The organism is Microbacterium sp. BR1, assembly GCF_002812725.1.
Lineage (GTDB): Bacteria > Actinomycetota > Actinomycetes > Actinomycetales > Microbacteriaceae > Microbacterium.
Window position 1 is genome coordinate 777,391 of the sequence record NZ_NMUN01000004.1, and the last position, 23,415, is coordinate 800,805.

Annotated in this window: 19 protein-coding genes; 5 read left to right on the top strand and 14 right to left on the bottom strand. The window is 69.1% G+C overall.

What is annotated here, in order from left to right; translation table 11 throughout:
- Window position 1 precedes the first annotated feature (1 nt).
- The 6 genes from CGU35_RS07905 to rplU all read right to left on the bottom strand — a co-directional run bounded on the left by CGU35_RS07905 (window position 2) and on the right by rplU (window position 4,675).
- Window positions 2-241, bottom strand: coding sequence for a hypothetical protein (locus CGU35_RS07905; RefSeq protein ID WP_100810960.1), 240 nt, complete (start codon window positions 239-241; stop codon window positions 2-4).
- Between the two features lie 46 nt (window positions 242-287).
- Entirely contained in the window at window positions 288-1,604 is a 1,317-nt protein-coding gene (locus CGU35_RS07910; RefSeq protein ID WP_100810961.1) for a glutamate-5-semialdehyde dehydrogenase, read from the bottom strand.
- Complete coding sequence (gene proB / locus CGU35_RS07915) at window positions 1,604-2,500, bottom strand: glutamate 5-kinase (RefSeq protein WP_100810962.1); 897 nt, start codon at window positions 2,498-2,500, stop codon at window positions 1,604-1,606. The genes CGU35_RS07910 and proB overlap by 1 nt, the downstream gene beginning before the upstream one ends.
- A complete protein-coding gene (obgE, locus tag CGU35_RS07920; protein ID WP_100810963.1) occupies window positions 2,497-4,011 on the bottom strand; it encodes a GTPase ObgE in 1,515 nt (504 codons plus the stop codon). The genes proB and obgE overlap by 4 nt, the downstream gene beginning before the upstream one ends.
- A gap of 81 nt (window positions 4,012-4,092) precedes the next feature.
- The gene (rpmA, locus tag CGU35_RS07925; RefSeq protein WP_100810964.1) at window positions 4,093-4,350 is read right to left on the bottom strand and encodes a 50S ribosomal protein L27; all 258 of its coding nucleotides are present in this window, start codon (window positions 4,348-4,350) and stop codon (window positions 4,093-4,095) included.
- A gap of 16 nt (window positions 4,351-4,366) precedes the next feature.
- Entirely contained in the window at window positions 4,367-4,675 is a 309-nt protein-coding gene (gene rplU / locus CGU35_RS07930) for a 50S ribosomal protein L21 (protein WP_198517648.1), read from the bottom strand.
- Window positions 4,676-5,057: 382 nt separating this feature from the next.
- Here rplU and CGU35_RS07935 point away from each other — a divergent pair, with 382 nt between their 5' ends.
- Window positions 5,058-5,330, top strand: coding sequence for a DUF4031 domain-containing protein (locus tag CGU35_RS07935; protein WP_100810965.1), 273 nt, complete (start codon window positions 5,058-5,060; stop codon window positions 5,328-5,330).
- Window positions 5,331-5,410: 80 nt separating this feature from the next.
- Here the strand turns inward: CGU35_RS07935 and CGU35_RS07940 are convergent, their stop codons facing one another.
- Entirely contained in the window at window positions 5,411-8,083 is a 2,673-nt protein-coding gene (locus CGU35_RS07940) for an Rne/Rng family ribonuclease (RefSeq protein ID WP_181003351.1), read from the bottom strand.
- Window positions 8,084-8,400: 317 nt separating this feature from the next.
- Here CGU35_RS07940 and CGU35_RS07945 point away from each other — a divergent pair, with 317 nt between their 5' ends.
- On the top strand, window positions 8,401-9,006 hold the full coding sequence (locus tag CGU35_RS07945; RefSeq protein WP_100810966.1) for a vitamin K epoxide reductase family protein: 606 nt from the start codon (window positions 8,401-8,403) through the stop codon (window positions 9,004-9,006).
- A gap of 127 nt (window positions 9,007-9,133) precedes the next feature.
- Here the strand turns inward: CGU35_RS07945 and ndk are convergent, their stop codons facing one another.
- The 5 genes from ndk to CGU35_RS07970 all read right to left on the bottom strand — a co-directional run bounded on the left by ndk (window position 9,134) and on the right by CGU35_RS07970 (window position 16,212).
- Entirely contained in the window at window positions 9,134-9,550 is a 417-nt protein-coding gene (ndk, locus tag CGU35_RS07950; RefSeq protein WP_100810967.1) for a nucleoside-diphosphate kinase, read from the bottom strand.
- The gene (locus CGU35_RS07955; RefSeq protein ID WP_100810968.1) at window positions 9,547-9,945 is read right to left on the bottom strand and encodes a DUF4233 domain-containing protein; all 399 of its coding nucleotides are present in this window, start codon (window positions 9,943-9,945) and stop codon (window positions 9,547-9,549) included. The genes ndk and CGU35_RS07955 overlap by 4 nt, the downstream gene beginning before the upstream one ends.
- Window positions 9,942-11,339 (bottom strand): bifunctional folylpolyglutamate synthase/dihydrofolate synthase, encoded by a 1,398-nt coding sequence (locus CGU35_RS07960; RefSeq protein WP_100810969.1) that lies wholly within the window; start codon window positions 11,337-11,339, stop codon window positions 9,942-9,944. The genes CGU35_RS07955 and CGU35_RS07960 overlap by 4 nt, the downstream gene beginning before the upstream one ends.
- Window positions 11,336-14,797, bottom strand: a complete 3,462-nt coding sequence (gene ileS, locus CGU35_RS07965) for an isoleucine--tRNA ligase (RefSeq protein ID WP_100810970.1) — start codon at window positions 14,795-14,797, stop codon at window positions 11,336-11,338. The genes CGU35_RS07960 and ileS overlap by 4 nt, the downstream gene beginning before the upstream one ends.
- A gap of 593 nt (window positions 14,798-15,390) precedes the next feature.
- A complete protein-coding gene (locus CGU35_RS07970; RefSeq protein WP_232711188.1) occupies window positions 15,391-16,212 on the bottom strand; it encodes a DUF559 domain-containing protein in 822 nt (273 codons plus the stop codon).
- A 320-nt stretch (window positions 16,213-16,532) separates the two neighbouring features.
- Between CGU35_RS07970 and valS the strand changes: the two genes are divergently transcribed.
- The 3 genes from valS to CGU35_RS07985 are packed head-to-tail and all read left to right on the top strand — an operon-like array spanning window position 16,533 to window position 21,452.
- Window positions 16,533-19,100 carry a valine--tRNA ligase gene (gene valS / locus CGU35_RS07975; protein WP_100810971.1) on the top strand — a complete coding sequence of 856 codons (2,568 nt, stop codon included), beginning with the start codon at window positions 16,533-16,535 and terminating at the stop codon, window positions 19,098-19,100.
- Window position 19,101: 1 nt separating this feature from the next.
- Entirely contained in the window at window positions 19,102-19,350 is a 249-nt protein-coding gene (locus CGU35_RS07980) for a hypothetical protein (protein ID WP_100810972.1), read from the top strand.
- 44 nt (window positions 19,351-19,394) lie between these two features.
- Window positions 19,395-21,452, top strand: a complete 2,058-nt coding sequence (locus CGU35_RS07985) for a M3 family metallopeptidase (RefSeq protein WP_100810973.1) — start codon at window positions 19,395-19,397, stop codon at window positions 21,450-21,452.
- A gap of 19 nt (window positions 21,453-21,471) precedes the next feature.
- Here the strand turns inward: CGU35_RS07985 and CGU35_RS07990 are convergent, their stop codons facing one another.
- Both CGU35_RS07990 and CGU35_RS07995 read right to left on the bottom strand, forming a co-directional pair.
- Entirely contained in the window at window positions 21,472-22,104 is a 633-nt protein-coding gene (locus CGU35_RS07990; RefSeq protein ID WP_198519534.1) for a response regulator transcription factor, read from the bottom strand.
- Window positions 22,101-23,285, bottom strand: a complete 1,185-nt coding sequence (locus CGU35_RS07995; RefSeq protein WP_100810974.1) for a sensor histidine kinase — start codon at window positions 23,283-23,285, stop codon at window positions 22,101-22,103. The genes CGU35_RS07990 and CGU35_RS07995 overlap by 4 nt, the downstream gene beginning before the upstream one ends.
- Between the last annotated feature and the right edge of the window lie 130 nt (window positions 23,286-23,415).

The window sequence follows — 23,415 nt, forward strand, 5'->3', positions numbered from 1 at the left end:
CCTAGTGGCCGCTCGCCGTCCCGTGCTCGACCGCCCCGTGCTCGACCGCCGCACCGTGGCTCTGGGCGTAGGCCTGCGCCTTGCCCGCGTGACGGTTGGCCACGTCGCGGTACGAGAAGACCACAAGAGCGAGAGCCGCGAAGACCGCCAGCGCGATGACGAAGAAGATCACCGTCTCCAGCGCGACGTTGCCGTGGTGACCCTCTTCGGCCGCGGCCAGGATCGTCGTGACAAGCGTCATTCTCGTGCTCCGTTCGGGTATGGGCGTGGAGACCCAGTCTAGAGAACTATCGGCGGGTCTGCCCGGCGCCGCGCGCGAGCCACTTCGTGCTCGTCAGCTCGGGCAGGCCCATGGGTCCACGTGCATGCAGCTTCTGGGTCGAGATGCCGACCTCGGCGCCGAACCCGAACTCGCCGCCGTCGGTGAATCGCGTGGATGCGTTGGCCATGACGACGGCCGCGTCGACTTCGGCGAGGAATCGTTCGGCGTTGGCGTCGTCGTCCGTGATGATCGATTCCGTGTGTCCCGTGGAGTACGCGCGAATGTGCGCGAGCGCTTCGTTCAGGTCGTCGACGACGCGGATCGAGACGTCGAGGGTGCCGTACTCGGTCGACCAGTCCTCGTCGGTCGCGGGAACGACATCCGACACGAGAGCGGCGGTCCGCTCGTCGCCGTGCAGCGTCACGCCCTGCTGCTGCAGCGCGGCGGCGACCGTCGGCAGCACGCGCTCGGCGGCGCTCCCGACGACCAGGACCGTCTCGACAGCGTTGCAGACGCTCGGGCGCTGCACCTTGGCGTTCACCACGATGTCGCGCGCCCACTCGAGCGGGGCCGATTCGTCGAGCACGATGTGCACGACGCCCGCGCCCGTCTCGATGACGGGGACGGATGACTCGGTCACCACGGTCTCGATCAGCTGCGCACTGCCCCGGGGTACGAGCACGTCCACGAGCCCACGTGCCTGCATCAGCTCACGCGCACCCTCGCGACCGAAATCGTCGACGGTCTGGATCGCCTCGGCGTCGATTCCTCGGTCGGCCAGGGCCGTCCGCATGATCTCGACGAGCGCGGCGTTGGACTTCTCGGCCGCCGACCCGCCGCGGAGCACGACGGCGTTTCCCGACCGCAGCGCCAGGGCCGCGATGTCGACGGTCACGTTGGGGCGCGCCTCGTAGATCGACCCGACCACGCCGAACGGCACACTGACCTTCTGCAGAACGACGCCGTTCGGCAGGACGCGCTCGTCGAGCAGGCGACCGACGGGGTCCGGCAGCTCGGCCACCGCGCGCACGGCATCGGCGAGGGCGGCGACGCGCGCAGCATCCAGTCGCAGGCGATCCTGCAGCGACTCCGACAGACCGGTCGCACGTCCGCGCGCCAGGTCTTCGTCGTTGGCCGCGATGATCCGATCGGATGCCGCGTCGATGGCGTGCGCGATGGCCCGCAGCATTCCGGCCTTGTCGCCGTCGCCGAGGAGCCCGACGCTGCGGGAGGCCGACTTCGCCAGACGCATCCGGTCGCGCGCGGTCGTGGCACCCCAGGCATCGGGAGACTCTCCCACCGCGGGGTTGCTCGGCGTTGCGCGGGAGGCGGTGCTGGTCATCAGCCCAGTGTATCGACGGGCTCGGCGCTACCGGCGGGAGCATCGGTGCTCGCGGGCAGCGTCGCGCTCGTGGGCGCGGTGCGCACGGGGCCGGTCGGCGTGACGGGGGTCGCGCGCGGGTCCGGCTCGAACCAGGTGCCGATCGGGGCACCGCTCAGCGCATCGGCGACACGCGCAGCACTCGTGACGAGCACCCCGACACCGGCAGCGGTCGCGAGGCGGGCCGCCGAGACCTTGGTCGCCGCTCCCCCGGTGCCGACGCTGTTGACGACCACGGAGCCGAACTCGTACCCGCTCAGGTCATCCCCGAAGGTCACGCGCTCGATAGCCCGTGCGCCGGGCTGGCCCGGGGGCCGGGTGTACAGGTTCTCGATGTCGCTCAGCAGAACGAGCGCATCGGCACCGATCAGCTCGGCGACGAGTGCCGCGAGACGGTCGTTGTCGCCGAAGCGGATCTCGTGGGTCGCGACGGTGTCGTTCTCGTTGACGATCGGCAGGATGCGCAGGCCCAGCAGCCGCTCCATCGCCCGGCGCGCGTTGGAGCGGGGCGTGGAGTTCTCGAGGTCGCCGGCGGTCAGCAGAACCTGTCCGGCGAGCACGCCGTAGCGGTCGAGGCTCGTCTGATACCGCCACATCAACACGTTCTGCCCCACCGCCGCCGCGGCCTGCTGCGTCGCGAGATCCGTGGGCCGGCCCTCGAGGCTCAGCAGGGGCAGCGCGGTCGCGATGGCACCGGACGAAACCAGCACGACCTCCGTGCCCCGGGTGTGTACCTCGGCGAGGGCGGCGACGATGGCGTCGATGGTTGCGGCCTGGTCACCGCTGATCGACGATGAGCCGACCTTGACGACGATGCGCTTCGCTGTCGCGATATCGGCGCGGTGCAGGGCGGTCACTCGTCCCCCTCGACCTCGCGACGTTCCGCCGCGGCCAGCCGCTGGACCTCGAACTCGGCGCGGGCTTCCGCCTTGGCATCCATCTGGTCGTGATAACGCTCGCGCCGCTGGGACGTGGTCCGGCGGGTGTTCATGTCGAGGCGCGGGTCCATGCCACGCGGCGCGGTCATGAGTTCGGCGGCGGAACTGAGCGTCGGCTGCCAGTCGAAGACGACGCCGTCGCCCTCGCCGATGACGACGGTCGAGCCCGGCTCGGCACCGGCACGGACCAGACCGTCCTCGACGCCCAGCTTGGCGAGGCGATCCGCCAGGTAACCCACGGCCTCTTCGTTCTGGAAGTCGGTCTGCTGCACCCAGCGGACCGGCTTGTCGCCCAGCACGCGGTAGATGTTGCCGTACGTACCGCCTTCGACACGGATCGTGTAGTCCTTCTCCTTGTCGCCGCGGGGACGCAGCACGATGCGCTCGGGGGCGGGCTTGGCGGCCAGTTCTGCACGGTGCTCGGCGACGACCTCGCCCAGCGCGAACGTCAGCTCGCGCAGGCCCTCGTGGGCGACCGTCGAGATCTCGAACACGCGATAGCCCCGCGACTCGAGCTCGGGCCGCACGAACGCGGCGAGCTCGCGACCCTCGGGCACGTCGATCTTGTTCAGGGCGATCAGCTGCGGACGCTCGAGAAGCGGCAGCTGGTCCTCGGGTACGGGATACGCGGCGAGCTCGGCGAGGATCACGTCGAGGTCGGACAGCGGGTCGCGTCCGGGCTCGAGCGTGGCGCAGTCGAGCACGTGCACGAGCGCGGTGCAGCGCTCGACGTGGCGGAGGAACTGAAGCCCCAGGCCGCGGCCCTCACTCGCGCCCTCGATCAGTCCGGGCACATCGGCGACGGTGAACCGCACGTCACCGGCCTGGACGACACCGAGGTTCGGGTGGAGCGTCGTGAAGGGGTAGTCGGCGATCTTCGGGCGCGCGGCCGAGATCGCGGCGATCAGGCTGGACTTGCCGGCGGACGGGAATCCGACCAGCGCGACGTCGGCGACGACCTTGAGTTCGAGGAGGACATCGCCCTCCCACCCGGGCGTGCCGAGCAGCGCGAAACCGGGCGCCTTGCGCTTCGGCGAGGCAAGGGCCGCGTTTCCGAGGCCCCCGATCCCCCCCGGTGCGACGACGAATCGCATACCCGGCTCGACCATGTCGATGAGCGTCTCGCCCGAGGCATCCTTCACCACGGTGCCGACGGGAACGGGCAGCTCGACGTCTTCGCCGGCCGCGCCCTGGCGCAGGTCACCGGCGCCGAAGGCACCGTTGTTCGACGTGCGGTGCGGTGAGTGGTGGTACGACAACAGGGTCGTGACCTGCGGATCGGCGACGAGAACGATGTCACCGCCGTTGCCGCCACTCGCGCCATCCGGTCCCGCAAGCGGCTTGAACTTCTCGCGACGGACCGAGACGCAGCCGTTGCCGCCCTTTCCGGCGCGCAGATGGAGCGTCACCCGGTCAACGAATGAGACCATCGTGAACTCCTTCCGGGAATGATCAAGGGGCGAGCCGAAGCCCGCCCCCTGACCGAAAACTAAACTGCGGTAGTCGTGCGACTACTCCGCGGCCATGACGATGTTGACGACCTTGCGGCCGCCCTTCTTGCCGAACTCGACCGAACCGGCCTGCAGCGCGAACAGCGTGTCGTCGCCACCGCGACCCACACCGGCACCCGGGTGGAAGTGCGTTCCGCGCTGGCGGACGATGATCTCGCCGGCGCTGACGACCTGGCCGCCGAAGCGCTTGACGCCCAACCGCTGGGAGTTGGAGTCGCGACCGTTACGGGTGGAGCTTGCGCCCTTTTTGTGTGCCATCTCGAATCTCCCGCGCTTACTTGATGCCGGTTACCTTGACGCGCGTGAGGTCCTGACGGTGCCCCTGGCGCTTCTTGTAACCGGTCTTGTTCTTGAACTTCTGGATGATGATCTTGGGGCCGCGCAGCTCGCCGAGAACCTCGGCGGTGACGGTCACCTGAGCCAGCTTGTCGGCGTCGGTGGTGACGTTGTCTCCGTCGACCAGGAGCACCGCGGGCAGCTCGATCTTGTCGCCGAGCTTGGCCTTCTGACGATCGAGGACGACGATCGTGCCGACCTCGACCTTCTCCTGGCGGCCACCGGCGCGCACTACTGCGTAAACCACTTCACACCTGTTTCTCTGGGGAACCTTGTGGTTCCTAATCTCACGGAAGACTCTGCTCCACGGGGCGCGGCATCCCGTGAGATTCCGAACTACCCGTGGTGCGGTGCGGAAGCTTCGCTCTCGTCGCGCCGCACGCAGAGCGGCAGCACGTGACGCACCAAGGGTCGAGTCTACCCGACGGAACCGGATGCGGCAAAAGCATCCGCCCCGCGCGTCGGGACGCGGTCCCGCCCCGCGAGCCCCGCGGCCTCGCACCTCGCCGACACCGCCCTGTGTCGCCGGGCCCGCCGCCTGTGTCCCGTACGCAACCGGCGGACTCGGGCCGACGGGCGGACTCTGCGCGGCCAGCCGCGACCTCGCGGCGCGGAGTTAGGATCTGCGGATGGCCATCCTGATCGACACGGCGCGGTGGCCGGCCCACGGCAGACTCTGGGGGCACCTCATCAGCGACGACAACCTGGACGAGCTGCACGCCTTCGCCGCAGCCCACGACATCCCGCGCCGCGGATTCGATCTCGACCACTACGACGTGCCCGCCGAGTCCATCGAGCGTCTGATCGCGGCGGGAGCGCGGCACGTCACCGCGCGCGAGCTCGTGTACGCGCTGCGCGACTCGGGGCTGCGCGTCACCGCGCGCGAACGCCGCGAGCGCTGAGCTGACGCACCCGGCGTTTGGACTCGCCGCGCTCGCTCGACGACCCAGTGGGAATCGAGCGAGCGCGAGCGTCGGAGGGCCTACTCGTCCGCGCTCGGCATGGTGACGGGCGTACCCGTCACGATCCCGGTCGAGACGCGACGACGCTGACGTCCCTGTCCCGGAGCCTTCGGCTCGGGCAGAGCCTGCAGTACCGAGTCGAGCAGCTGGTCCTTCTCGGACTTCGGTGCGGCCGAACGCTGTTCGGGACGCTGCTCGCCCCGGTCGTCCCGGCGCTCGCCCCGCTGGTCGGGACGCTTGCGACGCTTCTTCGTCCGCTCGCCCTCGGCGGCCGGGGCCACGGGGCCCTCCGGCAGAACGATCTCGAGGGATTCGATGGTCTGCACGGCGACCGCGGCCGGGGCATCCGTCGCTTCGGCATCGGATGCCGCGCCGAGCGTCGAGGCGGCGATCTGCGCGAGGGCCGACTTGACGCCCTCGGTGATCACGTGGGTGCCACCGTTGCCGCCGTTGCCCGTGCTGCCGCCGTTCGATCCGTTGTTGCCGCCGCGGGGGCGACGGTTGGAGCCGCCGCCGCTGCCCGACGGCGCCGACGATGACGAACGGTGCTTGACGACGGGGTCGTGATGCACGATCACTCCGCGCCCCGCGCAGACCTCGCAGTTCTCGCTGAACGTCTCGAGCAGCCCGAGGCCCAGCTTCTTGCGGGTCATCTGCACGAGGCCGAGCGACGTGACCTCGGCGACCTGGTGCTTCGTGCGGTCACGGCTGAGGCACTCGACCAGGCGACGCAGCACGAGGTCACGGTTCGACTCCAGCACCATGTCGATGAAGTCGACCACGATGATGCCGCCGATGTCGCGCAGGCGCAGCTGGCGGACGATCTCTTCGGCCGCCTCGAGGTTGTTCTTCGTGACGGTCTCTTCGAGGTTTCCGCCCGAGCCGACGAACTTGCCGGTGTTGACGTCGACGACCGTCATAGCCTCGGTGCGGTCGATCACGAGCGAACCACCCGAGGGCAGCCACACCTTGCGGTCGAGGGCCTTCTCGATCTGCTCCGTCACGCGGAACTCGTCGAACGGGTCGCGATCGCCCTCGTACGGCTCGACGCGCTCGAGCAGGTCGGGCGCGACGGACTCGAGGTACGCCTCGATCGTGCGCTGCGCCTCTTCGCCCTGGATGAGCATCTTGCGGAAGTCCTCGTTGAAGACATCCCGCACGATCTTCACCAGCAGGTCGGGTTCCGAGTGCAGCAGGGCCGGGGCCTGGACCGTCTCGAGCTGCGAAGAGATGTGCTCCCACTGGCTCGTGAGCCGCTGCACGTCGCGCGTCAGCTGGTCTTCCGTCGCGCCCTCGGCCGCCGTGCGGACGATGACACCGGATGACTCGGGCAGGACTTCCTTGAGGATGCGCTTCAGGCGCGCCCGCTCGGTGTCGGGGAGCTTCCGCGAGATACCGTTCATCGACCCCGCCGGAACGTACACGAGGTAGCGGCCGGGCAGCGAGATCTGGCTCGTCAGCCGGGCGCCCTTGTGTCCGACCGGGTCCTTCGTGACCTGGACGAGAACGCGGTCGCCGGACTTGAGCGCGAGCTCGATACGGCGCGGCTGGTTGCCCGTCTCGACGGCGTCCCAGTCGACCTCGCCCGAGTACAGCACGGCGTTGCGCCCGCGACCGATGTCGACGAACGCCGCCTCCATGCTGGGCAGAACGTTCTGCACGCGGCCGAGGTACACGTTGCCGATGAGCGATGCGTCCTGATTGCGGGCCACGTAGTGCTCGACGAGGACGTTGTCCTCGAGCACGGCGATCTGGATGCGCCCGTTCTTCGACCGCACGATCATGTCGCGGTCGACGGCCTCGCGGCGGGCGAGGAACTCTGCCTCGGTGACGACGGCTCGACGTCGACCGGCCTCACGACCGTCGCGACGACGCTGCTTCTTCGCCTCGAGACGCGTGGATCCCTTGATGCGCTGCGGTTCGGTGATGACCTCGACGGCGCGGGGCTGGCGCACCCGGACGACCGTGGAAGGATCCTGCGGTTCGCTCGACTCTTCGCCCGCGCGGCGACGGTTGCGCCGACGCGACGTGCCCTGAGACTCGCGTGCGTTGCGCTCTTCGGGCTCGTCCCGGTCGTCACGCGATGCGGGTGCCGCGGGAAGCGGCACGATCTCGGGCGCATAGAACATCAGCTGTGTCGAGACCTGCGACACGAACACCTCGGGCAGCAGACCCAGCGCTACGGCGGTCGGGATCTTCGGCTCGGCGTCCGGCTCGGGCGTGGCGTCCGGCTGCGGCTCGGGTTCAGGCGTGGCTGCGGACGCGGGAGCTTCGGATGCCTCAGGCACCGACGCGTCGGCAGCGGGGGCCTCGTTCGCCGAGACCTCGGGCTCGGGAGCGTCGGGCACTGATGCCTCTGCCGCCGAGACCTCGGGCTCAGGAGCCGCGGACTCCGGCGCTTCGGCCGCAGCCTCCTCGGCTGCAGCGTCTTGACCTACAGCGTCTTGAGCCACAGGCTCTTCGCTCACGGGGCTCTCCGGCTCGGCCGAAGGCGGCTCGAGGCCGGGCGCGCCTTCGTCGGCCGCGGAACTCACGTCCGCAGACGCGGCACCCTCGGTCTCGAAAGCGGCACCCTCGTCAACGGAGGGTGCACCCTCGCTCTGCGGGACGTTCCCCGTCGGCGTCAACGGCGGTTCGGCCGGTGACGCTTCCTGAAGGTCGTTGCGGTCATTGTCATTGTTGTCATCAGCCATCGCTGGCGCACTCCCTGGCGGGCGACATCCGCGCGTCACCCGGCGAACTCTCGTGCAGCACCGCACCTGCGGTGCCGCGAACTCACTCGGTCTGCAGCAGGCCCGTGGCTCGTGCTGCGAAGGGCGATCATCGCCCGAAGTCTTCGTCGATACCCGTCCGGCGCGGCCGGCGAGGCATCTAGATCTCATTATCGCATCATCCGGGACCGAATGTGGGCCCCTCGCCGCATGCGTTGCCCGCGAGTCGCCCCGCGAACCGCGTTATCCCCGGTCGCGCGCACGCCGATCGTGCAGTTTCCGGTGCCATAATCCGAGGCATGCCCACGCCCTCCCAGACGCACACCCGCCCCGTAGCCCTCGCCGTCTGGCTCATCATCGCGGGAGTGATCGGCTGGTGGGCGGCTTTCCAGCTCACCCTCGAGCGCATTCACCTCCTCGCCGACCCCAACGCATCGCTGTCCTGCGACTTCAGCATCCTGGTGCAGTGTCGCGCCAACCTCGAGTCTTGGCAGGGCATGGTGTTCGGGTTCCCCAACCCGCTGATCGGGCTCGGCGCGTGGGTCGCCCCGATCGTGGTCGGCGTGGCGATCCTCGCGCGCGCCCGGTTCGCACGCTGGTTCTGGTGGCTGTTCGAGGCCGGAATGATCTTCGCGATCGCATTCGTGATCTGGCTGATCAGCCAGAGCATCTTCGTCCTCGGCACCCTGTGCCCCTGGTGCATGGTCACCTGGTTGGTGACGATCCCGACGTTCTACGCCGTGACCCTCCACCTCTTCCGGTCGGGGCTCGTGCCCGCGCCATCCGGGGTCCGACGCGTCGCCGACACGCTGATGGGCTGGGTGCCGGTCATGGCCGTCGTCAGCTACGCGATCATCGCCGTGCTCGCGCAGGTGCGCCTGGACGCGCTGAACAACCTGTTCTGATCGCGACCGGTCGGGCGAGCGCCGCCGGTCGCCACGCACGCGAACGAACGGTCGCGACTCGCCGTGTGCGTCCGGTGACGCACGCGGCGAGTCACGACCGTTCGCGGTTCGAGTTCGGGGCTGTGGCTCAGCCGAACCAGATGTCGAGTTCGCGCGCGGCCGACTCGGGGCTGTCCGACCCGTGTACGAGGTTCTGCTGCACGGCCAGGCCCCAGTCGCGGCCGAAGTCGCCCCGGATCGTTCCCGGAGCGGCGCCTGTCGGGTCGGTCGTGCCCGCGAGCGAGCGGAAGCCCTCGATCACGCGGTTGCCCGCGAGACGGATCGCGACCGACGGCCCCGACATCATGAACTCCACGAGCGGCTCGTAGAAGTGCTTGCCGGCGTGCTCGGCGTAGTGGCGCTCGAGCAGGTCGCGATCCGGCTCGACGAGCTTGATGTCGACGAGGGCGTAGCCCTTCCGTTCGATGCGCGCCAGGATATCTCCGGTCAGGCCGCGTGCGACACCGTCCGGCTTGACGAGGACGAGCGTCTCTTCCGTGGTCATTGTGCTTCTCCTTCCGGCGCCGCAGCGCGCGTTCGTGCTTCGATTCTCGGTCCTTGAATGGTCGCGTACGCCCACATGCCGCCGAAGATCAGGGCGATCAGCAGCATGGCGGGCACCAGGAACGCCGACAGCGCGACGATGACCTGCAGCACCCACCCCGTGGCGATGCCCGCAGGTTTGTGGACGAATCCGGCGGTCGCGACCATCGCGACCGCGACGACGACCCCCGCGACGATGCCCACCCAGTCGGGTATTCCCGCCGGCAGCACCTTGAGGCCGAAGATCACGAGACCGCCGAGAAAGACGATGATGGCTTCGAACCCGAGCACGATCGACGCGAGCTGCGCGGTCAGGCTGCGCTTGCGGCGCGGGCGGCGTTCGCGAGCTGCATTCACGACGTGCCCCCGGACTTCCAGCCCTCGCTCGAGGACAGGGCTACGGCTTCACCCGCGAGCACGACGGACCCTGCGATCACGACGGCGCGACGAGCGGATTCTCCGGCCCAGGCGCGCGCGGACTCCGCCGCGTCGTCGAGGTTCGGGTGCACGCTCGCGTGCAGGCCCGCCGCCTCGACGATGTCGGCGAGTGCGTCGGGGCTGTCGGCCCGGTCGGAATCGGGTGCCGTCACGAAGACCTCGGTCGCGATGGGCGCGAGGGCCGCCACGATGCCCGCGGCATCCTTGTCGCCGAGGACACCGAGGACGACGCCCCACTCGTCGAAGTCGAACGAGGCGCGCAGGGCGTCGGCCAGGGCGCGCGCGCCGTGGGGGTTGTGGGCCGCATCGACCAGCACGGTCGGGTTCGTGCCGACCAGTTGCAGACGTCCGGGCGAGGTCACGGCGCCGAGGCCATCCGCCAGGATGTCCCCCGCAATCGCCTGCGTGGCGCCACCGATGAGCGACTCCACCGCCGCGATGGCCAGGGTGGCATTCGCGCCCTGGTGAACGCCGTACAGGGGCAGGTATTCGTCGTCGTACGTGCCGACGAGCCCACGCACCGAGATCAGCTGCCCGCCGACCGCCAGCCGGTCGGAGGTCAGCGCGAAGTCCTCTCCCTCGAAGGCGATCGTCGCGCCGCGCGCGGCGGCCGCGGCCCGCAGCACCGCAACGGCCTCGGCGGGCTGGCGGGCAGACACGACCGCAGCGCCATCCTTGATGATCCCGGACTTGACCTCAGCGATCTTCGCGATCGTGTCGCCGAGCCGATCGGCGTGGTCGAGCGCGATCGGCGCGAACACCGCGACGTCCCCGTCCGCCGTGTTCGTGGAGTCCCACGACCCGCCCATCCCGACCTCGAGCACCAGCACGTCGATCGGGGCGTCGGCGAACGCGACGAAGGCCAGTGCGGTCAGCAACTCGAAGAACGTCAGGGGCTCTTCGCCCGCCTCGATGAGCTCCGCGTCCACCAGCCCGACGAACGGGGTCATCTCGTCCCAGGCGTCCGCCACCGCGGCGTCGGGCACCGGGAACCCGTCGATCATGATGCGTTCCGTGAAGCGCTCGAGGTGCGGGCTCGTGAAAAGTCCCGTGCGCAGCCCGTGGGCGCGCAGCAGGCTCTCGATGATGCGGCTCGTGCTCGTCTTGCCGTTGGTGCCCGTGACGTGCACGACACGATAGGTGCGTTGCGGGTCGCCCAGGTAGTCGAGCAGGCGCGCTGTGCGCTCCTTGCGCGGCTGCACCCACCGCTCCCCCGCGCGCGCGAGCAGAGCCGAGTACACGGCATCCGCTCGTTCGACGTCCTCCGGCGTGCTCTCCACGGGTCCGTTGTCGTCGCTCTGGATCTCGCTCATGCGCGTCCCTCCGCTCGGGTCACGGCCACGGTGAATGCTCCGGCGTTCGCGAACGCGCCCGCCGCGAAGGATGCCTTGTGCTCCGCCTTCGCCTTGTCGGTTCGAGGATTGTCGCCCGCGAAGCTACGCGTCGAGCCGCGGAGGGTCTCGCCCTTCGTGCCGAGCAGGTACTCGACCGCGAGGGTCTCGCCCGCGACATCCGCGGTCTCGAAGCCCTCCGAGACGGCCTGCGCGTCCGCCTCGTCTTCGAAGGTGACGATGAGGTGGATGCGGTCGCTCACGTCGAACCCCGCAGCCTTTCGCGTGTCCTGCACCGCACGGATGACGTCGCGCGCCAGGCCCTCGGCCTCGAGGTCGGGCGTCGTCGTGGTGTCGAGCAGCACGAAACCACCGGCGGGGAGCAGCGCAAGCGCCTCCCCCTCGGGACGGCCCGTGGTCTCGAGCGCGAGGTCGTACTCCCCCGGTTCCAGGGCGATTCCGCCCGCGACGACGGCACCACCCGTCTCCGACCAATCGCCCGAACGCGCGGCCTGGATGGCACGCTGCACGTCCTTGCCGATGCGCGGGCCCGCCGCCCGGGCGTTGACGGTCAGGCGGTGCGTGATCCCGTAGCTCGCGGCCGTATCGGCCTCGAGCTCGATCAGCTCGACGGACTTGACGTTGAGCTCGTCGCGCAGGATCTCGTCGAACTGCGCGAGACCGACGGCATCCGTCACCACGACCGTCAGACGCGCGAGCGGCAGACGCACGCGCTTGCCCTCGCGTTTGCGTAGCGCGTTGGCGACACTCGAAACCTCGCGCACCGCATCCATCGCCGTCCGGATGTCGGGGGCTTGCGGGAACGCCTCGGCGTCGGGCCAGTCCTGCAGGTGGACGCTCCGCCCACCTGTCAGTCCCTGCCACACGCGCTCGCTGACGAGCGGGATGAGCGGTGCGGCGACCCGTGTGAGGGTCTCGAGCACGGTGTATAGCGTGTCGAACGCCTCGCGGCTGGCCGGGTCGTCGGTGACCCCCACCCAGAACCGATCGCGCGAGCGCCGGATGTACCAGTTGGTCAGCACCTCGGCGAAGTCGCGCAGGCGCGCGGCGGCCGTCGTCGAGTCGAGCCCCTCGAGGTCCGTCGCGACATCGCGGACGAGCTCGCCGAGCAGCGCCAGGATGTAACGGTCGAGCACGTCGGTCGAGTCGGTGCGCCACGAGGCCGTGTAGCCCGCGGCATCGGTTTCGCCGTCCGTTCCCGAACCACCGGCGAAAGCGGCATTCGCGCCACCAGCGAAAGCGGCATTGGCATACGTCGAGAAGAAGTACCACGAGCTCCACAGCGGCAGCAGGAACTCGCGCACACCCGAGCGGATGCCCTCTTCGGTGACGACCAGGTTGCCGCCCCGCAGCACCGAGCTCGACATCAGGAACCAGCGCATGGCGTCGGATCCGTCGCGGTCGAGCACCTCCGAGACATCCGGGTAGTTGCGCAGCGACTTCGACATCTTCTGCCCGTCGCTGCCCAACACGATGCCGTGGGCCGAGACCGCCTTGAACGCGGGGCGATCGAACAGCGCGCCGGACAGCACGTGCATGACATAGAACCAACCGCGGGTCTGCCCGATGTACTCGACGATGAAGTCGGCGGGCGAATGCGAGTCGAACCAGTCGCGGTTCTCGAACGGGTAGTGCACCTGCGCGAACGGCATCGAGCCCGAGTCGAACCAGACGTCGAGGACGTCCTCGATACGGCGCATGGTGCTCTGTCCGGTCGGGTCGTCGGGGTTCGGGCGGGTCAGCTCGTCGATGAAAGGACGGTGCAGATCGACTTCACCGGAATCGTTGCGTGGCAGGCGGCCGAAGTCACGCTCGATCTCTTCGAGCGAGCCGTACGCGTCGACGCGCGGGTGCTCGGGGTCGTCGCTCTTCCAGATCGGGATCGGCGAACCCCAATACCGGTTGCGGCTGATCGACCAGTCGCGCGCGCCCTCGACCCACTTGCCGAACTGGCCGTGCTTGACGTTCTCGGGCACCCAGGTGATGTCTTCGTTCAGCTCGACCAGGCGGTCGCGGAACTCGGTGACGCGCACGAACCAGCTCGACACGGCCTTGTAGATGAGGGGGTTCCGGCAGCGCCAGCAGTGCGGGTACGAGTGCTCGTAGCTCGCCTCGCGCACGAGCCGCCCGGCCTGGCGCAGCAGGCGGATGAGCGGGGTGTTGGCGTCCATCCACAGGTCGCCCGCGACATCCGTCACGGCGGGAAGGAACCGTCCGCCGTCGTCGAGGCTCAGGATCGTCGGGATGCCGGCGGCCTCGCTGACCCGCTGGTCGTCCTCACCGTAGGCCGGGGCCTGGTGGACGATGCCGGTTCCGTCGGTCGTCGTGACGTAGTCGTCGACGAGGATGCGCCACGCGTTCTGCGTGCCCCACACCTCGGCGTCGGCGTAGTAGTCGAAGAGGCGGTCGTATGAGACATCCGCCAGCTCGGCGCCCGCGACCTCGCGCTCGACGGCCTCCGAGGCAGCGGCGGCGTTCTCGTAGCCGAGGTCCTTCGCGTAGTTGCCGAGCAGGTCCGCCGCCAACAGGTAGCGGTGCGCGGACGCCTCGATCGGGTCATCCGACGCGCCATCCGGCGTCCGGTGTACGTCCGCGGCGCCCGACGGGCCGGCGGGCAGCACGACGTAGCGGATGTCGGGGCCCACGGCGAGCGCCATGTTGGTCGGCAGCGTCCAGGGCGTGGTGGTCCAGGCGAGCGCGCGCACGCCGGTCAGCCCGAGCGCCTCGGCCTTCAGCCCGACGAGCGGGAACGTGACGGTGACGGACGGGTCCTGACGCATCCGGTACACGTCGTCGTCCATGCGCAGCTCGTGCGTCGACAACGGCGTCTCGTCGCGCCAGCAGTACGGCAGCACGCGGTAGCCCTCGTAGGCGAGACCCTTGTCGTACAGCGTCTTGAAGGCCCAGAGCACGCTCTCCATGTAGGTCGTGTCGAGCGTCTTGTAGCCGTTGTCGAAGTCGACCCAGCGGGCCTGGCGGGTGACGTAGTCCTGCCACTCGCGGGTGTAGGCCAGCACCGACTCGCGCGCCTTGGCGTTGAAGGTGTCGATGCCCATGGCCTCGATCTGCGCCTTCTCGGTGATGCCGAGCTGCTTCATCGCCTCGAGCTCGGCGGGAAGGCCGTGCGTGTCCCAGCCGAAGACGCGGTCGACCTTCTTGCCCCGCATGGTCTGGAAGCGCGGGAAGAGGTCCTTCGCGTATCCCGTGAGCAGGTGGCCGTAGTGCGGCAGACCGTTGGCGAACGGCGGGCCGTCGTAGAACACCCACTCTTCGCTGCCGTCGCGCTGGGCGATGCTCGCGCGGAACGTGTCGTCGTCGCGCCAGAAGTCGAGCACCTCGCGCTCGATCTCGGGAAAGCGGGGGCTCGCGGGGACCGCATCGGCGGCGGGTCCGAACGCTGAGGGCTGGGGGTAGGTCATGGCTTCTCGCAGGTGCTGTCGTGTGCTTCCTGCCGGGACGACCCTCTGGGTTCACATCTGTGACGAGATCTGATCCGGACGAGCCGCGGTACCACCCTGCTTGCCGCTATGCGCAGCCACTTTCACAGCGGCTGTGACGGGCCTGCCCCGCTCGGTTCTAGTGAGGACCCGACTTGACGCCGGGGACCCGTTCTTCCGAGAGCTCCCCGGTGATGGCCGGATCGATGCTCGTGGGTTCAGTCTAACGGGCCTCGGCATCCTGGGTTCGGCCATGAGGTGAACATCCGGGAGGATCCGTGGGGCAGAGCCCGCCGCATCGCGCGTGGCATCGCGGCTATGCGGGGGAAGCCGCACGGTCGTGCGTCGACTGGGCTTTCGCGACACCCGGACCTCGCGTCGATGAACGTCGCGATCCGACTCGGGATAACCGTGCGCCGCCGCTTCGTCGTCCGCTCGCACGGAATCGACATGCCGCACCTGGCGTTCGCCGTGTCGCGTTCGTCGTGGTTCGCCGGAAGGCGGCGCCCGCGGGACGACACCGCGGGCCGCGTATGGGTCGGGTGCTCCGCGTCGTGCTCGACGCGTCCGGCCCCTCACGCCAGATGCAGCCGCTGGGCCACGGCGCGCATGATGAGGTCCTGCACCTCGTGCCACCGGTCGATGACCTGCCCGTACCCGACGCGGATCACGTGGTACCCGAGCAGGCGCAACGCGGCATCGTGGGCGATGTCCTCCTCCCGCTGAACCCCGACATGATGCCCGCCGTCGATCTGCAGCACGAGCCGGTCCCCGATCAGCAGGTCGACGCGGTGGCCCGCGATCCAGGTCTGCCGCCGCAAGGGAAGGCGCAGCCACCGCAGACGGGGCACGACGAAGGTCTCGAGCCCCGAATCCGACCATGGGCTCGCCAACTCCAGCATTTCGCGAGCGGCGGCGGGCAGAGCCATCCGTCTGAGCGCTTCGGGTTCGACGCGTTGCTGACGCAGCGCCGATTCCCAGACCGCAAGCGCCGCTTCGCGAGGTTGACAGGCCGCGACGATCGCGAGCACGTTTTCGATCGGGTCGACGAGCGCATCCGGATGCCTCGGCACCAGCGCCTTGTGCCAGTGCACGGTGGCGCCCGGGATGTCGATCCGTCCGGCATGCTGAGGCGCGGCGACATGGGGCTGCTTCTCATCCAGAACCCACAAGCCGAGTCTTCGAGCAGCGGTCACGCAGGTGAGAACGACTCCGCGTCGCGCCGCCGCAATCAGCATCGGATCCGCCCCAGGCGCCGCGACCCAGCCCCTGCGCACTCGCTCGATATGCCCCGCTCCGAGCGCGCAACGCAGGACGTGATCGCTGACGCCGAGCTCGCGCAGCGCGCGCACCCGCATCACGCCTCCACGCGCCCGAACCTGGTCCGCCACACCCACCCGTCGAGTTTGATGCGCCGCCGCAGAACCCCACATGGTGTTTGCGCGCTTTCGCGCGCGGCGCCACACCACGTCGCATTGTGGAGGAGGTGTTGCGGGGACCACCTTGGCCTCCGTTTCGGAGGAGATCTCGCGTTCGGAGGATGGAATCGGCGGGAAGCATCCTCCGCAACCGGGATCTCCTCCCATGTCGGGCGGGGCGGGGTCGAGGCTGATATGGGACCGACCGGATGCCTGAGCCGCGGGCCGCGCGATAAACTCGCCGGACATCCCACACTCAGGCACGCACACACCGTGCCGCACATATCGAGGAGACACCCATGGCCGAAGTACCCGACAAGCCGGCTCTCGAGGGCCTCGAAAACAAGTGGGATGCCGCGTGGAGCGAACGGGGCACGTACCTCTTCGATCGCGCAGCGGCCGAGGCATCCGGTCGCCAGGGCGTCTACAGCGTCGACACTCCCCCGCCGACAGCGAGCGGGAGCCTGCACATCGGGCACGTGTTCAGCTACACGCACACCGACGTCAAGGTCCGGTTCGAGCGGATGCGCGGCAAGACCGTGTTCTACCCCATGGGCTGGGACGACAACGGTCTGCCCACCGAGCGACGCGTGCAGAACTACTACGGCGTTCGCTGCGACCCCACCCTGCCGTACGACGCCGACTTCACGCCCCCGTTCGAGGGCGGCGACAACAAGTCGAGCAAGGCAGCGGACCAGATCCCGGTGAGCCGCCGCAACTTCATCGAGCTGTGCGAGCGCCTCACGGTCGAGGACGAGAAGGCGTTCGAGGACCTCTGGCGCAGCCTCGGCCTGAGCGTCGACTGGACCCAGACCTACCGCACGATCTCGGATGACACGATCCGCACCAGCCAGCTCGCGTTCCTGAAGAACCTCGAGCGCGGCGAGGCGTACCGTGCCCTCGCCCCGACGCTGTGGGATGTCGACTTCCGGTCGGCGATCGCACAGGCCGAGCTCGAAGACCGCGATCAGCCCGCCGCGTACCATCGCCTCGCGTTCCACAAGCCCGACGGCGACGACGTCTTCATCGAGACCACGCGCCCCGAACTGCTGGCCGCGTGCGTCGCGCTCGTGGCGCACCCGGATGACGAGCGCTACCAGCCCCTGTTCGGCACGACCGTCACGAGCCCGCTGTTCGGCGTCGAGGTTCCGGTGCTCGCGCATCCGCTCGCCCAGCAGGACAAGGGCTCGGGCATCGCCATGATCTGTACGTTCGGCGACGTGACCGACATCATCTGGTGGCGCGAACTCGACCTGCCCAACCGCACGATCATCGGGCGCGACGGACGCATCATCGCCGAGGCGCCCGACGCGCTGACGACGGATGCCGCGAAAGCCGCGTATGCGGAGCTCGCCGGCAAGACCGTGTTCAGCGCCAAGAAGCGCATCGTCGAGCTACTCGCCGAGTCTGGCGAGATGGAGGGCGACCCGAAGCCCTTCACGCACGCCGTGAAGTTCTTCGAGAAGGGCGACCGACCCCTGGAGATCGTCTCGACTCGTCAGTGGTACCTGCGCAACGGTGCCCGCGACGCCGAGCTGCGCGACCGCCTGCTCGCGCTCGGCAACGAGATCTCGTGGCACCCCGACTTCATGCGGGTGCGCTACGAAAACTGGGTGAACGGGCTCACGGGCGACTGGCTGGTCTCGCGCCAGCGCTTCTTCGGCGTGCCGATCCCCGTCTGGTACCCGCTCGACGAGAACGGTGAGCGCGACCACGACCGCGTGCTGACGCCGGATGCCTCGCAGCTTCCGGTCGATCCGTCCACCGATGTGCCGCCCGGGTACACGGCCGACCAGCGCGACGTGCCCGGCGGCTTCACCCCCGAGCTCGACATCTTCGACACCTGGGCGACCTCGTCGCTGACCCCGCAGCTCGCGGGCGGCTGGGAGCGCGACCCGGAGCTCTGGGACCTCGTCGCACCGTTCGACCTGCGACCCCAGGGGCAGGACATCATCCGCACCTGGCTCTTCTCCACCCTCCTCCGCAGCGCTCTGCAGGACGACCGTACCCCGTGGACGGATGCGGCGATCTCGGGATTCATCGTCGACCCCGACCGCAAGAAGATGTCGAAGTCGAAGGGCAACGTCGTCACGCCCGCCGACATCCTCGAGCAGCACGGTTCCGACGCCGTGCGGTACTGGGCGGCGTCGAGCCGCCTCGGCACGGACGCCGCGTTCGATCCGCAGAACCCGACGCAGATCAAGATCGGCCGACGCCTCGCGATCAAGGTGCTGAACGCCGCGAAGTTCGTGCTCTCGTTCCCGGTGCCCGAAGACGCCGAGGTCACTCACGCGGTGGACGCTTCGATGCTCGCGAGCCTCGACGGGGTCGTCCGCGACGCGACAAAGGCCCTCGAGGCGTACGACCACGCCCGCGCGCTCGAGCTCACGGAGGCGTTCTTCTGGACCTTCTGCGACGACTACCTCGAGCTCGTCAAGGAGCGCGCCTACGACCGCACGAACGAGGGCCAGGCATCCGCTGCGCTTGCCCTGCGCATCGCGCTCGAGACGATGCTCGCCCTTCTCGCGCCCGTGCTCGTGTTCGCGGCCGAAGAGGCATGGTCGTGGTTCCACGACGACTCGGTGCACACGAGCGCGTGGCCGACCGTGGTGGGCCGCCCCGGCGACCCCGCCGTGCTGATCGCCGCGAGCGAGGCGCTGATCGGCATCCGGCGCGCCAAGACCGAGGCGAAGGCCTCGCAGAAGACCCCCGTCGCCCACGCGACGATCGAGGGAACGGATGCGACCGTCGCCGCCCTGCGACTCGTCGAGGGCGACCTGCGCGCCGTCGGACGCATCGCAAACATCGAGTTCGTCGTGGGGGAATCCACGCGCGTCTCGTCCATCGAACTGGCACCGGAGGCCTGACATGCAACTCGGAACCCGCTGGACCGCCGGAGAGCAGCCGCCCGCGGCCGTTCCCGCCGCGCTTCGACCCGCGATCAGCGAGGTCGAAGAGGCGACCCCGGGCGACATGCCCGGTCAGCCGAAACCGCGCTGGACTCTCACCTGGCTCGAGGGCCGCCCGATCGCCGAGCTCGACACCGGCGTCATCGTCGAGCTGAACGCGGACGGCGAGGCCATCGTGCGGCACGACCCCGACGACGAGTTCGGCTGACCCTCGCCGACACCCGGGCGAGGCCTCCGGGATACGCTGGCTAGATGCTCTCCGACGTGTCGAATCCCCTGCTCTCCCCCAGCACTCTGCCGTACGAACTGCCCGACTACGCGGCCATCCGCCCCGAGCACTATCTGCCCGCGTTCGAGCGGGGTTTCGCCGCGCAGCGGGCCGAGATCGACGCCATCACGGCGGATGCCGAAGAGCCCACTTTCGAGAACACGCTGATCGCGCTGGAGCAGAGCGGAGAGCTGCTCGGCCGGGTCGCCCAGACCTTCTACACGGTGTCGTCCGCGGACGCCACACCCGAGATTCAAGAGATCGAAGACGCGCTCGCGCCTCTCATGGCGGCCCACCAGGACGCGATCCAGCTCGACGCGAAGCTCTTCTCCCGCATCTCGACGATCCTCGAGCAGATCGAGGACCTCGATCTGAATGCCGAGCAGAGATTTCTCGTCGAGCGCCACCACCGCGAGATGAACCACGCGGGAGCGGGCCTCGACGCGCAGGCGAAGGAGCGACTCACCGCGCTCAACCAGCGCCTGTCGATCCTGACCACCACGTTCGAGAAGAACCTGCTCGCCGACACCAACGACCTCGCGGTCGTGTTCGACGAACCCGCCGAACTCGACGGCCTCACCGAGGGGGAGATCTCGGCAGCGGCACAGGCGGCAGCCGACCGAGGGCGCGAGGGCGCGTACGCGATCACGCTCACGTTGTTCACGGGACATCCGTATCTCTCGCTCCTGACCAACCGCGAGAGCCGCCGCCGGATCATGGATGCCTCCCGCTCACGCGGCAACCGCGGCAACGCGAACGACAACGGCTCCGTGCTGACCGAGATCGTGCGTCTTCGCGCCGAGCGCGCCGCGCTGCTCGGGTACGAGTCCCACGCCGCGTACATCACCGCCGACGAGACCGCGGGATCGCCCGAGGCCGTGCACGAGTTGCTGCGTCGACTCGCGGTTCCGGCCGCGCGCAACGCGGAACGCGAGCGCGCCGAGCTGCAGGTGCTCGCGGATGCCGAAGCGGAACCCTTCGCGATCGAAGCCCACGACTGGGCGTACTACACCGAGAAGGTCCGGACGGCGAACTTCGACATCGACACCGCTGCGCTTCGCCCCTGGTTCGAGGCAGAGCGTGTCCTGCAGGACGGCGTCTTCTACGCCGCCGAGCAGCTGTACGGCGTGCGCTTCGTCGAGCGCCCCGATCTGCGCGCATACCACCCCGAGGCCCGGGTGTTCGAGGTTCTCAACGCCGATGACTCCCCCGTCGGGCTCTTCGTGCTCGACCTGTACACGCGCGACTCCAAGCGCGGCGGGGCGTGGATGAACTCGATCGTGTCGCAGTCCGCCCTGCGCGGAACGCGCGCGGTCGTCGTGAACAACCTCAACGTGTCCAAGCCCGGCGCGGGGCTCCCCACACTCCTGACCCTGGACGAGGTCACGACCCTCTTCCACGAGTTCGGGCACGCGCTGCACGGGCTGTTCGCGACCGTGACCTATCCGCACTTCGCGGGCACCAACGTGCACCGCGACTTCGTGGAGTTCCCCAGCCAGGTCAACGAGATGTGGATCCTGTGGCCGGAGGTTCTGCGCAACTATGCGCGGCACGTCGAGACGGGCGAACCGCTGCCGGAAGACATCGTCGATCGCCTCCGCTCGACCGAGACGTTCAACCAGGGGTTCGCGACGAGCGAGTACCTCGCGGCGTCCTGGCTCGACCAGGCCTGGCACTCGCTGTCCGAGAGCGCCGCGGAATCCGTGACCTCCGTGGCCGACTTCGAGCGCGAGGCGCTGGCGAACATCGGTCTCGACCTTGCTGCCGTACCGCCCCGCTACGCCTCGACGTACTTCGCCCACGTCTTCTCGGGCGGCTACAGCGCCGGCTATTACTCCTACATCTGGAGCGAGGTGCTCGACGCCGACACGGTGCAGTGGTTCCGCACGCACGGCGGACTGCGCCGCGACAACGGCGACCGGTTCCGCCAGCGCCTGCTCGGTGTGGGCGGGTCGAAGGATCCGCTCGAGGCGTATCGCGACTTCCGCGGTCGTGACGCGGACATCCAGCCGCTGCTGTCGCGCCGGGGCCTCGACGCCTAACGCTGAGCACCGTCCGACCTCAGCGCAGGATGCCGCTTTCGCGCCCGGCGGCGACGGCGGCGCTCCGAGACCGGACGCCCAGCTTGGTGTAGATGTGCGCCAGGTGTGACTTGACCGTCGCATCCGTCACGTGCAGCGATGCCGCGATCTCGAGGTTCGACAGGCCAGCGGCAACCGCTTGCAGCACGCTCAGCTCGCGCACGGTGAGCGAGGTGGCGGGCGTACGGATCCGATCGAGCAAACGTCCGGCCACCGTCGGCGCGAGCGCGCTCTCGCCTGCCGCGGCCGCGCGGATGGCGGCGAGAAGCTCGTTCGGCGGGGCGTCCTTCAGCAGATAGCCGTTGGCTCCTGCCTCGACCGCCCCGAGGATGTCGGAGTCGCTGTCGTAGTTGGTCAGAACGAGCACGGCGGGCGCGGGGCTCTGACGTTTGAGTGCCGCGGTCGCCTCCACGCCCGAGGGCGCACCACCGAACTGCAGATCCATCAATACGACGTGAGGCTGGAGCTCGACGGCGAGCCGCACGGCGTCGTCCGGCGTCGCCGCGTCCGCGATCACCGACAGCCCCGGGTCGGTGCCGATGAGCGCGCGGATCCCGGCCCGCACGACGGGGTGGTCGTCGGCGATGAGCACCGTGATCGCAGGCACGCTCACGGGGTCCCCACGGGCAGTTCGACGCTGAGTCGCGTGCCTGCGCCAGGCGTGCTCTGCAGGTCGAGCGTGCCATCGAGCTCTTCGACCCGTGCACGAATAGCCCGCAGGCCGAACGACTCACCACCACCCGTAGGAACGAGCTCGTCGATGGGGAACCCGACCCCATCGTCGACGACGACCAGCAGCACCGAGGTGCCGTCGCGCCAGAGCGATACGGTCGCCTTCGTCGCGTCCGCGTGCGAGATCACGTTCGCCATCGCACCCTGCGCGACCCGCAACAGTGCGGTCTGCACGGTCATGGGCAAGTCGAGCGCGTCTGCGGCACGCACCTCGACGGTCAGGCCCGGACGTCGCCATGTCTCGGCGAGGCGTCTCAGCGCTCCGCCGAGGCTGCGCTCATCCAGCAGCGGCGGTGTCAGCTCGCGGATGAACCTGCGCGTTTCGGAGAGGCTTTCCGTGGCGGCCTGGCGCGCGAGACGCACCTGGGTGATCGTCTGAGCGTCGGGGTCCATCCGTTCGACCGCGTTCAGCAGCAGCGTGATGCTCGATAGGCTCTGCGCCACCGTGTCGTGGATCTCACGGGCAAGCCGCTCGCGCTCCGACATCATGCCGGCCTCGCGCTCCACGGCCGCAAGCCGACTTTGCGCGGCAAGAAGTTCTTCGTAGAGCCTCTGATGCTCCGCGCTCTCGACCCGCAGCGCCCGGTAAGCGCGGCCGATCAATATCGCAACCCCCGCCCCCACGATCGGCCCGATCACGCCACCAACGGTCCACTCACCGTGCATTCCCAAAGCGACAACCGCACCGATCGTCGCGAGCCCGACGGACGCGGTCGCGATGGGCTCGGGCAGCAGATCGAGGTACAGGAAGAAGAGCGGAAAAGCGAGATACGCCGCGAACGGCGTGAGACTCATCAGCACGATCCACTCGACCGTGAGGATCGCGATCCAGGCCCACTGCAGCGCGCGGCGTCGGCGAGCGTCGGCGATCGCGTGGCCGAGGAGAGCGACGCCGTAGGTCAGCATCATCACGATGGCCAGGATCAGGATGGCGGGGGCGGGTGCGCCCGGGACGAGCAACCCCATGACGACCGAGAACGCCAGCAGGGCGACGAACAAGACCTGCAGCCCGACCTGAAGGCCCACGACGATGGGGTTGACGGGCGGGTGCTGAGCAGACATGACGCTCCTCACGCTACGCGCCCCCGGCGGCGCGCACGTCGTCCGAAAGGTGGAGAGGACGCTCCACCTTTCTCGCGCGCAGAACCATCCGCTGCGCGGATGCTCCCGTGCGGGGCTGCAACGAGGCTGG